The organism is Saccharopolyspora antiqui, from assembly GCF_052246905.1.
In the GTDB taxonomy this organism is placed as follows: domain Bacteria; phylum Actinomycetota; class Actinomycetes; order Mycobacteriales; family Pseudonocardiaceae; genus Saccharopolyspora.
In genome coordinates, this window is record NZ_JBQQBO010000019.1 from 124,284 (window position 1) to 138,316 (window position 14,033).

Genomic DNA, 14,033 nt, shown 5'->3' on the forward strand with positions numbered 1-14,033 from the left:
GCCGTGTCGTCCACCTGTCGCGAGGCTAGCTAATCCTGCCTGCCATTGCGTACTGCGTGTGGTGCAAACACCGTTGCCCACCGGTGAGTCGTTTGGCCTGCGCAAGCGAGCCGAAAGCCGCACGGCCGTTCAATCCAACCGCCGCCTCGCGGGGCGCAGCGGGCCGGACATTCGCGGCCCGGAGATACGGCGTTCCAACCTACCGAGACTGGTGCGCACCGGCTGGGCGAGGTACTCCCCGAGCACGACGCCAGCACCGAGCGCGAGCCCGGTGGCGACCGCCAGCATCAGCGTGGCCACTCCCGCCGGGCTGCCCAGCACGGACAGCTCGTACAACCCGCGATAGGTCGCCAGACCGGGCAACAGCGGCGCCACCCCGGAAACCGCGATCACCAGCGCGGGAATCCGCAGCCGCCGCGCGATGATCCCACCGACGAAACCGACCACGGTGGTCGCCGCCGCGCCGGCCAGCACGGTGTGCACGTCGGCCAGCGTCAGCAGCGCGTGCACCGCCGCCGCGACCGCGCCGCCGATCCCGGCCGCCAGCAGCGGTCGCGGCGGCGCGTAGCTGGCCAGCGCGAAGCACGCCGATGTGGAGGCCCCGGCGAGCATCTGCACGGGCAGGTGCAGCACCGGCGCCAGCACCTCGGCACGCCCGATGGACTGCGCGTCGAGGCCAGCGACGGTGCCACCGCCGACGCGCAGGCTGACGTAGAGCGCCAGCACCACCCCGGCGATCAACCCCGCCGACATCAGCGCGAGCTCGGCGATCCGGCCAGCCGCGGTCACGTTGTACCCGGTGATGGCGTCCTGCATGGAGCCGACCACGGTCATCCCGGACAGCAACACGATGATGCTCGCCGCCACCGCCAACGCGGCGTTGTCCAGCCACCCGAGGGAATAGCAGCCCAGCGCGACGCTGGTGGCGACCGCGCCACCGACGACCTGCTGGAAGAAGAACGGCAACGCGCGCTTGTTCAGCAACCGGCCGAGGCGGTCCACCAGCGCGGTCGCCGCGGCCGCGATCAGCGGCAGCATCGGGTCGGTGCCGCCGCCGAGCAGCACCGCCAGCGAGGCGGCCATCCCGGCCCAGGACAGCGTCGCGACCCAGCGCGGGAACGGGTGCGGCGCGGTGGTGATCCGGTCCAGCTCGGCGTAGGCGTCGGCGGCGTTCAGCTCCCCTGCGGTGATCCGCCGGAGCAGTGCCTCGACGTCGGCAAGCCGGGTGTAGTCGATGGACCGGTTGCGGACCACCCGCAGCGAGGTGATCGGCGGCAGGTCGGTGCCCCGGTAGCAGGACACCGTGATCGACGTGTAGATCACGTCGACTTCGCAGTGCGGCAGACCGTAGGCGTTGACCACAGCGATGATCGTCGCGGTGACGTCCGAGGCACCCGCCCCGCTGGCCATCTGCACCTCACCGATGCGCAGGCCGAGGTCCAGGACGAGGTGGACGGTGGATTCGTCGGGCAGGGCCGGCCCGTAGACGACGTTGCGAGCTCCCGGCGGAAGGGTGGCCTCCGGATCGCGCCGCCGCAGCACACCCCGGGCGCGCTGCGTGATTCGCACTGCTGGTCTTCCTTCCTGCCGCGCCGCCTCATCGGCGGATCGCCGTGCCTGATCTTCCCCTCGGGCATCGCCTGTCATGAGCCGACCGTTGCACCCACCATCTGTGGCGTCCATCACTGAATTTCGCCGAGCTGCCGCCGCGACGACGGCCATCGTCCGCCCGGAGTCGTGCGGCCGCTTTCCAGCCGCACCGGATCGACGCTTACGATGTCCCCGCACGAAGAAAGTGCGTGCCGCTGTAGCTCAGCTGGTAGAGCGCCCGCCTTGTAAGCGGACGGTCAGGGGTTCGAGTCCCCTCAGCGGCTCCGAGGCTACCTGGCCAGGCCTTTTGACGAGGCTCTCCGATCTGTCAGCTATCGCACATTGGTCGGGCGCCGACGGCGTCGCATCGGGCTGAATTCGATCGGCCTGCTCGTCCCTCGGACAAGATCGCCGAGTCGGGTCGCTGAGCGCATGATGGAGCGATGGGTGCGCCGAGCACGCTGACCGACAGGCTGTTCCGCGTCGCCGTGTGGCTCAAGGGGCTGGACGGCGCGACGCAGCTGATCGCCGGAATATTGCTGGTCTTCCTGCCCCCGGCCGCCGTCAGCCGGTTCGCGCACGCCATCGTCACGCGCGATCTGCTGGGGCCGCCCACCGGCGTGCTCGCCGGGCACTTCGAGGTGGCGGTGCAGCACTTCGTGGGCGGCAGTCGCACGTTCGTGATCATCTACCTGGTGCTGCACGGGTTGATCAAGCTCGGCCTGGTGATCGCGTTGCTGCGCAAGATCGTGCCGATGTACCCGGTGGCGATGACCGCGCTGGGGATCTTCGTCGTCTTCGAACTACTCCGAGCGATCCAGACCCACTCCGCACTACTACCCCTGTTCGCCCTGCTGGACGTACTGATCATCATCCTCGTCCTCAGGGAGTACCGCGAGCTGCGTCGTCAGCCCTCGTGATGGCGCTTCGGGTCTTGCGACCGCACCAGCAGCAGAGCTCACACGCGAGGCGGCTTTCGAATTTTTCGAATATGCGTAGACTGGGGTGGACCGATCAGCATCAGGGAGGCGAGATGACTGTCGCACTGGAACGAACGGTCCTGCCGCCGGATTCGGATCCGAACCTCACCGACCTCGCCAGGGTGCTGGCCAGCGAAGCAGCGTCCAAACGCGGGGTTGCGGTGCTTGTCGGTCCGGATGGGAATCCGACTCCGCTGCCGGATGCCGTCTTCGACGTCCTGCGGGTCGTGGTCGACGTGCTCGCGCGCGGAATGGCGATCACGATCGCACCGCACAACACGATGTTGACCACCCAGGAAGCTGCGGACCTGCTCGGAATATCTCGACCAACGTTGGTTCGCCTGCTCGAAGGCGGTGAGGTTCCGTTCGAAATGCGCGGACGGCACCGCCGGGTCCGGCTGGCCGATCTAGTCGAATACCAAACCCGCACCCGTCGGGACAGGGAGCGAGCGCTTGGCGAGATGGCCGAGCGCGGTGAGAAAGACGACATCTACTCGGCCACGGTCGACCCGACGTTCACCCGGTAGGAGCGTGTGGCTTTCCCGGCCCTTCTGGACACCTGCGTCCTCTTCCCCCAATACCTGACCGACACCCTGCTGCGGCTCGCAGCCGCGCAGACGTTTCGGCCTCTTCGGTCGGCCGACATCCTGGCCGAACTGCGCCGAACCGTTGCGGCCAGAGTCGGCGAGCAGGCCATCGACTACCGGATCAACCAGATGCGGCAGAGCTTTCGAGATGCCGAGGTCGTCGGGTACGAAGCGTTGATCCCGACGATGGACAACGACGAGACCGATCGTCATGTCCTGGCGGCTGCGATCCGTGGCGGCGCAGAGGTGATCGTCACCTACAACGTCAAGGATTTCCCGGACGAAGTTGTGCGCAAGTACGACGTAGCCGCGGTCCATCCCGACGATTTCCTGCTCGACCAACTGGACCTCTTCCCAGGATGCACGCTCGACTGCCTTCATCGGCAGGTCGGGGGCTACCGACGCCCGCCGCAAACCGTCCCCGAACTGATGGCGATCTTCGGCACCCGTTGCGGGCTGCCGCGGTTCGCCGACGAAGTCCGACGACATCTCCGGTGACACTGATCCTCGTCCTCAAGGAGTACCGCGAGCTGCGTCGTCGGGCGTAGCGTTGCTGCTTCGGGCGGGTTCGCGCCGGGTACGCCTTGGTGTGGCTTGCTTTGGAGATGGCCGTGCGGCGTAGGCGGCATGCTGACGAACCGGTGTTGATCACTGATGCGACACCGTCGTTCGATGCTGAGCAGCGCCACCGCAAGCGGGTCTACGCCGTTTTGATGGTGGTGCACCTGGTGGGCTTCACCGCCGCCGGACTGCTGGCGCACATCTGGTGGCTCGCGCTCGGCATCGTGATCGTCACCGGGGCACTGCCGTGGGTCGCGGTCGTCATCGCCAACGACAGCACCTCTCGCCGCGGGCAGCGTCGGCTGTACCGCAGCCAGCAGCGGGCGATCGAAGACCAGCACCACGACCAGATCGACATCTGACCGCCACCGCAGCTCTCGACGCACATCAAATATCCACAGTGGACAACAAGTGCGTCTGCATCGGGGTGCGTGCCGCTGCGGCTCGTGAGTGGTCGTTCCGGTGATAACTGGGATTTCCACTCACGAGCACGTATCGGCCAGCCCAGATCCGCGCGTCTTCGAAATCTTCCGGCTGCGGTTCAGGAACCCTCTTTGAGCTTGATGATGGCGAAAGCGGCGCCCTGCGGATCGGCGACCACGGCGAACCGGCCCGGGCCGATGTCCTCGGGGCCGAAGAACACCGCACCGCCCAGTTCGCGGACGATTTCCACGCCGGTGTCGGCGTCGTGCACCGCGAAGCACACCATCCAGTGCGGTGGCACCTCGGCCGGCCAGTTCTTGCCCATCTTCATCATGCCGCCGATGGGCCGTTCCCCGTCGCCGAGGTGCCACATCGTGTAAGGGGTCGCCCCCGTCGGCATTTCGCTGGTGGACCAGCCGAACACCTTGCCGTAGAAGTCCTTCGCCCGCGCCGGATCGCGGGTGTCGAGCTCGTTCCAGCACACCGCACCCGGCTCGTTGGCGAGCCCGGCGCCCGGCATCTTGACGGGCTGCCAGGCCGCTACCACCGCCCCGGTGGGATCGGCGAAGACCGCCATCCGCCCCTGGTCCATGACGTTCATCGGTTCCATGAACACCTGGCCGCCCGCATCGCGCACCGCGCGTGCCGTGGCATCCGCGTCGGAGACGGCCAAGTAGGTCGTCCACACGGCCGGGATGCCCTTCTGGAACTGCGGTCCCAGACCCGCGACGTACTTCCCGCGCACCGTGGCCAACTGGTATCCACCGGATTCCGGCGCGGTGTCCTCGTAATCCCAGCCGAGCAACTGGCTGTAGAAGTTCTTCGATGCCGACAAGTCGGGGCTCCCCATATCGGCCCAGCACGGCATGCCCGGCGGGTACGAGACGATCTCCATCGCGGTTCCCCCTCATTACGTGAAATACGGGAATTCGATCCGATTGTTCGGCCGGGGCGACCAGCGGGCATCTTGATCAAATTCGATCATTTCACGGCAAATTGGCGAGTTGTGCTCAAGCGATGGACAGCGTCACTCGATCGAGTGAAGAGTCAGTTTTCGGTTCGAACCAGCTGTGTCCTTGCGAACCGAAGGAGATCAGCGTGTCGCTCGCCCGAAATCTCGCCGGTGTCACCGGGGTGGCGTTGGCCGCCGCGGCGTTCGCCGTTCCGGCCCAGGCCCAGGAAACCCCGCCGCCGGACGTGCACACCAACATCATCGACGGACGGGAGGTGGACAGCGCGCCGTGGGCGGCGCGGTTGTTCGTCGACGGCCAGGAGAACTGCACCGCCACGATCATCGCCCCGGAGTGGGTCCTCACCGCGCAGCACTGCGTGGAAGGCGCCGGAGACGCGGTGAGCTTCAACATCGGCAACGTCGACCAGACGCAGGGCGAGCAGGCCTCGGCCAAGCCCGGCGGCGTGCACATCCACGACACCGCGGACCTGGCGCTGGTCAACATCGACCACGCGGTGCAGACCGAGTACTCCCCGCTGGGCTCGGTCGGCGACGTCCAGGTCGGCCAGACCGTGCAGACCTACGGCTGGGGCGCGACCTGCACCGATCGCCCCGAGATCGAGTGCCAGTCGCAGATCCTCAAGGTCGCCGACGTGAACGTGACCGACATCGCGTGCAGCGACTACCGCGGTGGCACCGCGGTCTGCGCGAGCCGCGGCGACGGGATCCCGGCCGGCGGCGACTCCGGCGGCCCGATGTTCGCCGGGAACGTGCAGGTGGGCGTGGCTTCTACCAGTGACCGGCAGACCACCACCGCCTACACCAACATCACCGAGTACCGCGACTGGATCCAGTCCGTCGCGGGCGTGTAGCACCAGCACGCGCAGGCGGTCCGTCCGGTCCCGGGCGGGCCGCCTGCGCATTGATGTTCACCCGATTTGAGCAGTTATTTCAACTATCGAAATTCCACCCTTCCGACATCTGGGAAACGATCTGCGAAATTCAACGTTTTCGCAGGTCAGCGCCGCGTTGAATGTATTGATCACGGAAAGCGACAGCGGCCGGGTAGCATCGCGTCGGAGCACATAGCAACGTTTCTGTAGCGCTTCTCACGTGTAAAATCGCGTCTCGGCTGGTAGATGGATCAGCAAACGCGTGAGAACCTGGCGCGTTACGGATGTTCTGTTAAGTTGGCAAAGCATGACCGGCGATAAACCGAGCCATGACATCGACGAACGGAATGGCGGAAGCGGTTCAGCCGGGCGGTTGGAGATCGACACTCCGGTCGTCGCGGACGGCCCTGAGCTCTACCGAATCACCCGTGATTCGGCAGTGCTCGACGTGAACTCGTCCTACGCATATTTGTTGTGGTGCCGGGACTTCGCGCAAACCTCCGCGGTGGCACGCATCGACGGTGCGGTGGTGGGATTCGTCACCGGATACATCCGGCCGGACGCGCCCGACACATTGGTCGTGTGGCAGATCGCCGTCGATGCCTCCCAGCGCGGTGGTGGCGTGGCAGGTCGACTCCTGGGCCACCTGGTGGATCGCGTGCTGCCGCGCGGGGTGCGGTACCTGGAGACGACGATCACCGCGGACAACGCTGCATCGATCAACCTGTTCGCCGCGCTCGCGCGCAAGCGCGCGGCGAACCTGGCGCGCAGTGAACTTTTCGCCGCTGAACTGTTCCCGAATGCGCACCTGGGGGAGGACTTGTACCGCATCGGGCCGTTCGCGGTGGCCCCGGCCGTCGCGGCCGGATCTTGACCGCCACTGCCGCCTGCATCCGGCACGAAATCTTGTTCTTGAAGTGCCGGGGCGCGCTACCCGCGCCACCCGGCCGAACGGAGGATCGTGAACGACATCTTCGCAACCCTGGAATCGGAAGTCCGCAGTTACAGCCGAACCTGGCCGACGGTCTTCGACCGCGCGGGCGGCAGCTACCTGTACGACGAAGACGGCCACGCATACCTGGACTTCTTCGCCGGCGCCGGTGCGCTCAACTACGGCCACAACAACCCGCTGCTGAAGCGGAAACTCATCGACTACATCGAACGCGACGGGGTCACCCACGGCCTCGATCAGTCCACAGTGGCCAAACGGGAGTTCCTGGAGACCTTCCGGGACAACGTGCTCAAGCCGCGCGGGCTGAACTACAAGGTCCAGTTCCCCGGCCCGACCGGCACCAACTCGGTGGAATCGGCGCTCAAGCTGGTCCGCAAGATCACCGGGCGGGAATCGATCATCAGCTTCACCAACGCCTTCCACGGCATGACGCTGGGCTCGCTGTCGGTCACCGGCAACTCGATGAAGCGCGGCGGCGCCGGTATCCCGCTGGTGCACGCCACGCCGATGCCCTACGACAACTACTTCGACGGCCAGGTCCCCGACTTCCTGTACTTCGAGAAGCTGCTGGAAGACAGCGGCAGCGGACTCAACGAACCGGCCGCGGTGATCGTCGAGACGCTGCAGGGCGAGGGCGGCATCAACTCGTCGCGGCCGGAGTGGCTGCGCGGGCTCTACGAGCTGTGCCAGAAGCACGACATGCTGATGATCGTCGACGACGTGCAGATGGGCTGCGGGCGCACCGGCCCGTTCTTCAGCTTCGAGGAAGCCGGTATCCAGCCCGACATCGTGTGCCTGTCCAAGTCGATCGGCGGCTACGGCCTGCCGCTGGCGCTGACGCTGATCAAGCCGGAACACGACGTCTGGGAACCGGGTGAGCACAACGGCACCTTCCGCGGCAACAACCCGGCGTTCGTCACCGCCACCGAGGCGCTGAAGCTGTACTGGGCCGACGACGAGCTGGAGAAGTCCACCATCGCCAAGGGCGAGCGGGTCGGTGCGGTGCTGACCGACATCGCCGCCGAGCACGGTGGTGCGGTGGCCAAGGGCCGCGGGCTGGCCCGCGGGCTCGGCTTCGAGGACACCAACGTCGCGGGCAAGGTCTCCAAGGCGGCGTTCGACCGCAGGCTGCTGATGGAGACCTCCGGCCCGGTCAGCGAGGTCCTCAAGATCATGCCGCCGCTGACCGTCTCGGATGACGAGCTGGAGCAGGGGCTGCAGATCGTGCGCGATTCGGTGCAGGCTGTCCTGGCCTGACCCCCGCGCAGAACCGACCGAAGATCCACTGGAGGAAATGTGATCGTCCGGCACCTCTCGGAGATCGAGGACACCGACGCCGACATCAAGACGGAGAACTGGCGCAGCAAGCGCATCGTGCTGGCCAAGGAGCGGGTGGGGTTCTCGGTGCACGAGACCACCCTCTACGCGGGCACGGTGAACGATTTCTGGTACGCCAACCACATCGAAGCGGTGTTCATCGTCGAAGGTGAGGGCGAGATCGAGGACAAGGCGACCGGCGAGGTGCACCAGCTGCAGCCGGGTTCGCTTTACCTGCTGAACAACCACGACAAGCACCAACTCCGGCCGCGGACCCGGATGCGCACGGTGTGCGTGTTCAACCCGCCGGTGACCGGGCGCGAGGTGCACGACGAGAACGGCGTGTACCCGCTGGTCATCGAGGGCGACGAGACGCCTGTCGCGGGCTGATCCGCGGATCGCGCTTGTGAATCGCACGTGGCGGGTAACCAGGGCCGGTTACCCGCCACGTGCGATTCACGGTCTTCCCCGCGCGCTGCCGCGGGGAATCGCGGGCGCATGCTGCATGCGCCGCTTCTAACCGAGGAACCGAGAAATGGCGGCGGTGCCACCCGGCACCAGCCGCTCCGGCGGGAATTCGCGAAGGAGGCGCAACCCATGACCGTCGCTGATCTGAGCACCCAGGATCGTTATCCGACCCGGGTGGGCGCCGAGTCGGCGCTGATCGGACGTGCCGATCCCACCGTCTGGCCAGGTGTTACGGCGGGCCCGGCGACCGCTGAGGAGCTCGCGGCCCACGAGGCCAAGGGCTTCCACGTCGTCGAGGGCCTGCTGTCCCCGGCCGAGGTGCAGACCTACTGGCAGGAGCTGACCCGGCTCACCCAGGACCCGCAGGTGCGGGCCGATGAACGCACCATCGTCGAGCGGACGTCCAACGAGGTCCGCTCGATCTTCGAGGTGCACCGGATGAGCGAGCTGATCGCCGAGCTGGTGCGGGATCCTCGGGTGCTGGACCGGGCCCGGCAGATCCTCGGCTCGGAGGTGTACGTGCACCAGAGCCGGATCAACTACATGCCCGGCTTCCGCGGCACCGGCTTCTACTGGCACTCGGATTTCGAGACCTGGCACGCCGAGGACGGCATGCCGGCGATGCGCGCGGTGAGCATCTCGATCGCGCTGACCGACAACCACCCCTTCAACGGCGGTCTGATGATCATGCCCGGTTCGCACCGGACCTTCGTGTCCTGCACAGGTACGACGCCCGATGACAACTACAAGTCGTCGTTGAAGGAGCAGCGGGTCGGGGTGCCGACCGAGGACGACATCACCAAGCTCGCGTACGAGTACGGCATCGAGCAGTTCACCGGCCAGGCCGGATCGGCGCTGTGGTTCGACTCCAACTGCATGCACGGATCGGGCAACAACATCACGCCGTTCCCGCGTTCGAACATCTTCATCGTGTTCAACAGCGTGGACAACGCGCTGGTCGACCCGTTCGCGGCGCAGCGCCCACGCCCGGGATTCATCGCCTCCCGCGAGGCGGCCCCGGTCCTGCGCTGACCCGCGTCCAGGAGTGCCCGGCCACCGCGGCGGGGCACTCCGCTACCACCATCCGGAACTCTGGTCCCGTCCGCATCGGAAGGTCAGCGGATGGGGTGGGCGGCGAGGACGGCGCCGACCTGGTCTGCGACCGCTGGATCGAGCATCGGGTAGCGGCCGCCCGCGACGAATCGTTCGGAGAGCTCGAAGGTGACGATCTCGCCTTCGGCCAGCAGCTGCCCGGCCGCCACCGGGTCGGCCGCGACGGTGTCCGGGTGCACGATCGTGGTGTCGCAGAAAGTCGCGGCCAGGTACGGGCTGGCGAACTGGCTGAACGAGTCCCCGACCATCCGCATCGGCCGGGTGATCATGCCCGGCTTCGGCGCCGATTCGAGGTGCAGCGGCTGGTGGAAGTCGCTGGGGCGGAACTGGGTGTTGTCCTGGCCACCGCCGTCGGGCGCCAGCGAGTACGCCTGGATGGGCACGGTCCGGTCCTGCCCGAGCAGGTCCGGGATGTCGGCGCTGTGCGGGTACCGCCGGGACGGCAGCACCTTCCAACTGCTCGTCACGCCCGGCTGCAGCCGTTCGGCGAGCTGGTAGACCATGGCGATGCCGCCCTCGTGGGTCCAGTGCGTGTCGATGTCGTGGTAGATCGGCCGCTGGTTGCGCGCCGCCACGGTGCGCAGCTGGCCGCGCAGGTCGACCGCGCCGGTCGCCGAGGGCACCCGGCGCCAGAACTCGTCGCGGACCCGTGTGGAGCAGTCCTTCCCGGCGTAGTCCTTCGGCATGTTCTCCGGGTACACGGTGGACTTGTCCGGGGCGATGACCAGCTGGAACTTGCGCCCGGACGCCTCCACCACGGTGCGCCAGCGCCGCAGCCCGGCGATCACCTGGTCCAGGGTCCGCCGCGGCACGCACCGGTAGGACACGTCGTGCCCGAGGTAGAGCCAGCCGTTCGCGCCCTCGATGACGGAGGGGAACACGCTCTCGTCGATCGGGGGCTTCGCGTCGACCTGCCCGGCACCGATCGGCGAGGTGTGCGAGCCGCCGCTGAGCCGGGCGGGTTCCCCGAACATCCCGCGGCTGAGCGCGTCGACGGATTGCACCGCGTTCTTGCGGAACGGCAGGTGGTCGGTGGCCCACGAGTTCAGGCCGGTGAAGAACCCCCAGCCGTCGGTGACGCTGGGGAACGCCGCCAGCGGCCGGTTCTCCAACTGCTCCGCGCGTGCCCCGAACACCCAGCTGACCACCGGGGCGGTGAAGAACAGCACCGCGCACACCAGCGCGGCGAGCTGCCGCTTGCCGTGCCGGGGCCGGTGCAGCGGATGTTCCCGCGGCAACCACGCCTCGTGGACCGGGGGAAGATCGGAGCGCTGCTGCCGCGACACGACCTCCACGTTATCCGGGCACGCAGTGCGATCGATCGAAAACTCATGGATCGACCAGGACTTTCATCTTCCGCCCGGCGCGCAGCGCCGCGAAGCCCTCTTCGACGACCTGCTCGATCGGGATGTGGCTGACCCAGCCGGTGGTGTCGTAGTGGCCGCGTGCCATCAGGTCGATCACGGCGCGGTAATCGACCGAGGTGTAGCAGAGAGAACCCTGGATCAACGACTCGTTCATGATCAACTTCAGCAGCTCGGTGCGCACCGGCTGTTCGCGGATCGCCACCGCCACCAACCGCTTGCGCGAGGCCAGGCAGGACAGCGCGCTCGAAACGCTGGACGCCACCCCGGCGGTGTCGAACGCCGCGTCCACCCCGTGCCCTCGGGTGCGCTGCGCGATGTGCCTGGCCGGATCGGTCCGCGCCGGGTCGAGCACGTCGATCGCCCCCAGCGCGGTGATCGCCTCGCGGCGGGTCGGGGAAGGCTCGACGATCGTGACGGCCTCGACGCCGATGCCGCGCAGCGCGAACCAGATGCCGATCCCGATCGGGCCCGCGCCGAAGATCACCGCGCTGTTGCCTTCGTGCACCTCGCTGAGCCGCGTGGCGTGGTAGGCGACCGACATCGGTTCGACCAATGCACCCAGCTCCGGGCTGATCGAGTCCGGCAACCGGTACGCCATCCACGCGGGCACCACCGTGTACTCGGCCATGCCGCCGGGCGCCATCAGCCCGTGGAAACCGATCTGCTGGCAGATGTTGTAGTGCCCGAGTTGGCAGGACGGGCACTTGCCGCAGCGGTAGATCGGCTCGATCGTGACCCGGTCGCCGACGGCCACGTTGCGCACGTCCGCGCCGATTTCGACGACGGTTCCGGCGAATTCGTGGCCCAGGGTCAGCGGCAACTGGTACCCGGTCAGCGGATGCGGCTCGGTTGGCACGTAGAACGGCCCGGCGTAGAACTCGTGCAGGTCGCTGCCGCAGATGCCGTTGTGCGCGACCCGCACCTTGATCGAGCCGGGCACGCAGTCCGGCTCGTCGACATCCTCGACGGTGAGCTGCTCCCGACCTCGGTACACCGCAGCGCGCATGAGCTCCTCCTCCAGCCGTCACCCCAGCACACTGCCTTTCCCACCCACCGGCAACCGCTGCGAGGGTGCCACCCGCGAGCGGCGGGCCCGGTTCGGGTGAGCGAGAAATGTCCGGGTCCGGAAGTAGCGTCCACGCATGTTCCGCGAAGCCTTCCCGATCCTGTCGACGCCCGACCTCGGGCGCGCCGTGCGCTTCTACCGCGATGCGCTCGGATTCCAGCCGGAGTACCAGTTCCCCGCCGAGGGCGAGCCCGAGTTCGTGACGCTCCGCCTGGAGGCCCTCACGCTCGGCCTGGGCAAGGACACCGCCGCGAGGCCCGGTGGCCACTTCGCCCTGTGGCTCTACACCGACGACGTCGACGAAGCGGTGGCCGACCTCCGCGCCGCCGGTGTCCCCGTTCTCCAAGAACCCCGGGACATGCCATGGGGCGAGCGCGTGGCGACCGTCGCCGACCCCGACGACAACCCGATCCACATCGGAGCGAGCGAAGTCTGACCCCTGGGGCACGTCACCCCGCAGCGCGCCTCGGTTCACCGTTGCTCGTCCAGCGGCAGCACCTCGATCAGCACAGCGCGCATCAGCGACCGGGGCCCAGTTCGGGTGATTCTCCGACGGGAAATCCGCTCGATCGCGGTGGCCGCATCACAATCCGGTCGAATCGGTCTGATTCGTCATCCGTGTGATCGACACGATGAATTCGGCTTACGATGCGAATTGTTCAGCCCGTACTCGCAGGGAGGAGACGAGCATGGACTCAGGATCCAGCGGCGCGTCCAGCTCGATCGGCGACCCGGACGACGACCACCCGAACCCAGTCGGCGACGCCGTGGTGAAGGGCGTGCGGGCTGTGTTGAACAAGGTTGGCCCGGTGGGCAAGAAGGCGGCCAAGCACCTGCCGAAGGACGACAAGTAACTGGTGAGCGCCGGTTCCTACGCCTGCGAGCCGACTCAAGTTCGGGGTAACCGGGATCATCCTGCCCGCTCAGCCCGGTGATGAGTCGCGCGGGCGCCAACTTCACCACCCGCGGCAGCACATGGACGAAGTTCAGAGACAGGCTGTCAGAACTTGGTAGTACAGAAACGGGCTGAAGGAACCGGTGGCGACGAGCAGGCCCGCGTAGCCGAGGCCGAGGGTCAAGACCCCTAGACCGTTTCGTCCCGGCGGACGACGATCAGCAGGCGGCGCCGAAAAGATCGTTGAGGTGCAGTTCCAGAGCCAGTCGCGCCTCCGCCGGGGAGTGGTGCTCAACCAGCGCGTGCGCGGTCAGCCCGTCCAGCATGGCGAGCAAGGCCACCGCTTCCCGGCGCGCGTCGCGATCGGCGGCGACCTGGCCGAGTCGCTGGCCGACCTCGATCTGCTCGGTCAGGAAGTCCCGGAATTGGTCGTAACCGGCGCGCAGCACCTCGGCCAACGCCGGAACCACGGCGGCCCGCGCCAGGAACGCGAACGCCACGTGCGCCTCCGTTCGGCGTTGCTCGTCGAGGGGCAGCATTTCGACCAGCACGGCGCGCACCAGCGACCGCGGCCCCGACTCGGCCGATTCCGCGATGCACGCGCCGATTCGAGCACCGAGCTCTTCGCTGACCCGTTCCAGGGCCAACATCAGCAGCTCGTCCTTGCTGGCGAAGTAGTGCTGGACCTGCCCGAGCGAGACACCGGCTTCGGCGGCGACATGGCGCATCGTCACGGCTTCCAAGCCGTGCCGCACGATCAGGCGCCACACCGCGTCCACGATGTCCGCCCGCCTTTTCGGGTGATCGACCTGTCTGGGCATGGCCCCCTTTCCAATACGAGTGTACCGTCCTCGATGTAATACATACGT

Annotated in this window: 16 protein-coding genes and 1 tRNA gene; 12 read left to right on the plus strand and 5 right to left on the minus strand. The window is 67.3% G+C overall.

The features are described 5' to 3' along the window. Positions 1 to 129: 129 nt before the first annotated feature. On the minus strand, positions 130 to 1,569 hold the full coding sequence (locus ACTWQN_RS26785) for a threonine/serine exporter family protein (RefSeq protein ID WP_443206343.1): 1,440 nt from the start codon (positions 1,567 to 1,569) through the stop codon (positions 130 to 132). Positions 1,570 to 1,801: 232 nt separating this feature from the next. On the opposite strand from ACTWQN_RS26785, the gene ACTWQN_RS26790 reads away from it, so the two are divergent. From ACTWQN_RS26790 to ACTWQN_RS26810, 5 genes are all read left to right on the plus strand, one after another. Beyond that, positions 1,802 to 1,874, plus strand: a tRNA-Thr gene (locus ACTWQN_RS26790). Between the two features lie 159 nt (positions 1,875 to 2,033). Further along, on the plus strand, positions 2,034 to 2,510 hold the full coding sequence (locus tag ACTWQN_RS26795; RefSeq protein WP_443206344.1) for a DUF2127 domain-containing protein: 477 nt from the start codon (positions 2,034 to 2,036) through the stop codon (positions 2,508 to 2,510). Between the two features lie 113 nt (positions 2,511 to 2,623). Further along, positions 2,624 to 3,097, plus strand: coding sequence for a helix-turn-helix domain-containing protein (locus tag ACTWQN_RS26800; RefSeq protein WP_443206345.1), 474 nt, complete (start codon positions 2,624 to 2,626; stop codon positions 3,095 to 3,097). Between the two features lie 6 nt (positions 3,098 to 3,103). Next, entirely contained in the window at positions 3,104 to 3,655 is a 552-nt protein-coding gene (locus ACTWQN_RS26805) for a VapC50 family PIN domain-containing toxin (protein ID WP_443206346.1), read from the plus strand. 143 nt (positions 3,656 to 3,798) lie between these two features. Continuing rightward, positions 3,799 to 4,080, plus strand: coding sequence for a DUF3099 domain-containing protein (locus ACTWQN_RS26810; RefSeq protein ID WP_443206347.1), 282 nt, complete (start codon positions 3,799 to 3,801; stop codon positions 4,078 to 4,080). Positions 4,081 to 4,259: 179 nt separating this feature from the next. Here ACTWQN_RS26810 and ACTWQN_RS26815 read toward each other — a convergent pair whose 3' ends face one another. Beyond that, positions 4,260 to 5,036: a VOC family protein gene (locus ACTWQN_RS26815; RefSeq protein WP_443206348.1), complete on the minus strand. Its 777-nt coding sequence runs from the start codon at positions 5,034 to 5,036 to the stop codon at positions 4,260 to 4,262. A 203-nt stretch (positions 5,037 to 5,239) separates the two neighbouring features. Here ACTWQN_RS26815 and ACTWQN_RS26820 point away from each other — a divergent pair, with 203 nt between their 5' ends. From ACTWQN_RS26820 to thpD, 5 genes are all read left to right on the plus strand, one after another. Continuing rightward, positions 5,240 to 5,965 (plus strand): S1 family peptidase, encoded by a 726-nt coding sequence (locus tag ACTWQN_RS26820; RefSeq protein WP_443206349.1) that lies wholly within the window; start codon positions 5,240 to 5,242, stop codon positions 5,963 to 5,965. Between the two features lie 394 nt (positions 5,966 to 6,359). Continuing rightward, positions 6,360 to 6,860, plus strand: a complete 501-nt coding sequence (ectA, locus tag ACTWQN_RS26825) for a diaminobutyrate acetyltransferase (RefSeq protein WP_443206382.1) — start codon at positions 6,360 to 6,362, stop codon at positions 6,858 to 6,860. Positions 6,861 to 6,947: 87 nt separating this feature from the next. Continuing rightward, positions 6,948 to 8,195: a diaminobutyrate--2-oxoglutarate transaminase gene (gene ectB / locus ACTWQN_RS26830; RefSeq protein WP_443206350.1), complete on the plus strand. Its 1,248-nt coding sequence runs from the start codon at positions 6,948 to 6,950 to the stop codon at positions 8,193 to 8,195. 39 nt (positions 8,196 to 8,234) lie between these two features. Next, a complete protein-coding gene (locus tag ACTWQN_RS26835) occupies positions 8,235 to 8,645 on the plus strand; it encodes an ectoine synthase (RefSeq protein WP_443206351.1) in 411 nt (136 codons plus the stop codon). Between the two features lie 207 nt (positions 8,646 to 8,852). After that, positions 8,853 to 9,755 carry an ectoine hydroxylase gene (gene thpD, locus ACTWQN_RS26840; protein WP_443206352.1) on the plus strand — a complete coding sequence of 301 codons (903 nt, stop codon included), beginning with the start codon at positions 8,853 to 8,855 and terminating at the stop codon, positions 9,753 to 9,755. 83 nt (positions 9,756 to 9,838) lie between these two features. On the opposite strand, the gene ACTWQN_RS26845 is transcribed toward thpD, so the two are convergent. Both ACTWQN_RS26845 and ACTWQN_RS26850 read right to left on the minus strand, forming a co-directional pair. Continuing rightward, the gene (locus tag ACTWQN_RS26845) at positions 9,839 to 11,122 is read right to left on the minus strand and encodes an alginate O-acetyltransferase AlgX-related protein (protein WP_443206353.1); all 1,284 of its coding nucleotides are present in this window, start codon (positions 11,120 to 11,122) and stop codon (positions 9,839 to 9,841) included. Between the two features lie 43 nt (positions 11,123 to 11,165). Next, positions 11,166 to 12,209 (minus strand): 2,3-butanediol dehydrogenase, encoded by a 1,044-nt coding sequence (locus tag ACTWQN_RS26850; RefSeq protein WP_443206354.1) that lies wholly within the window; start codon positions 12,207 to 12,209, stop codon positions 11,166 to 11,168. A 136-nt stretch (positions 12,210 to 12,345) separates the two neighbouring features. Here ACTWQN_RS26850 and ACTWQN_RS26855 point away from each other — a divergent pair, with 136 nt between their 5' ends. Continuing rightward, positions 12,346 to 12,705 (plus strand): VOC family protein, encoded by a 360-nt coding sequence (locus tag ACTWQN_RS26855; RefSeq protein ID WP_443206355.1) that lies wholly within the window; start codon positions 12,346 to 12,348, stop codon positions 12,703 to 12,705. Positions 12,706 to 12,958: 253 nt separating this feature from the next. Then, positions 12,959 to 13,123, plus strand: a complete 165-nt coding sequence (locus tag ACTWQN_RS26860; RefSeq protein ID WP_443206356.1) for a hypothetical protein — start codon at positions 12,959 to 12,961, stop codon at positions 13,121 to 13,123. Between the two features lie 259 nt (positions 13,124 to 13,382). Here the strand turns inward: ACTWQN_RS26860 and ACTWQN_RS26865 are convergent, their stop codons facing one another. Next, entirely contained in the window at positions 13,383 to 13,985 is a 603-nt protein-coding gene (locus ACTWQN_RS26865) for a TetR/AcrR family transcriptional regulator (RefSeq protein ID WP_443206357.1), read from the minus strand. Positions 13,986 to 14,033 lie beyond the last annotated feature (48 nt).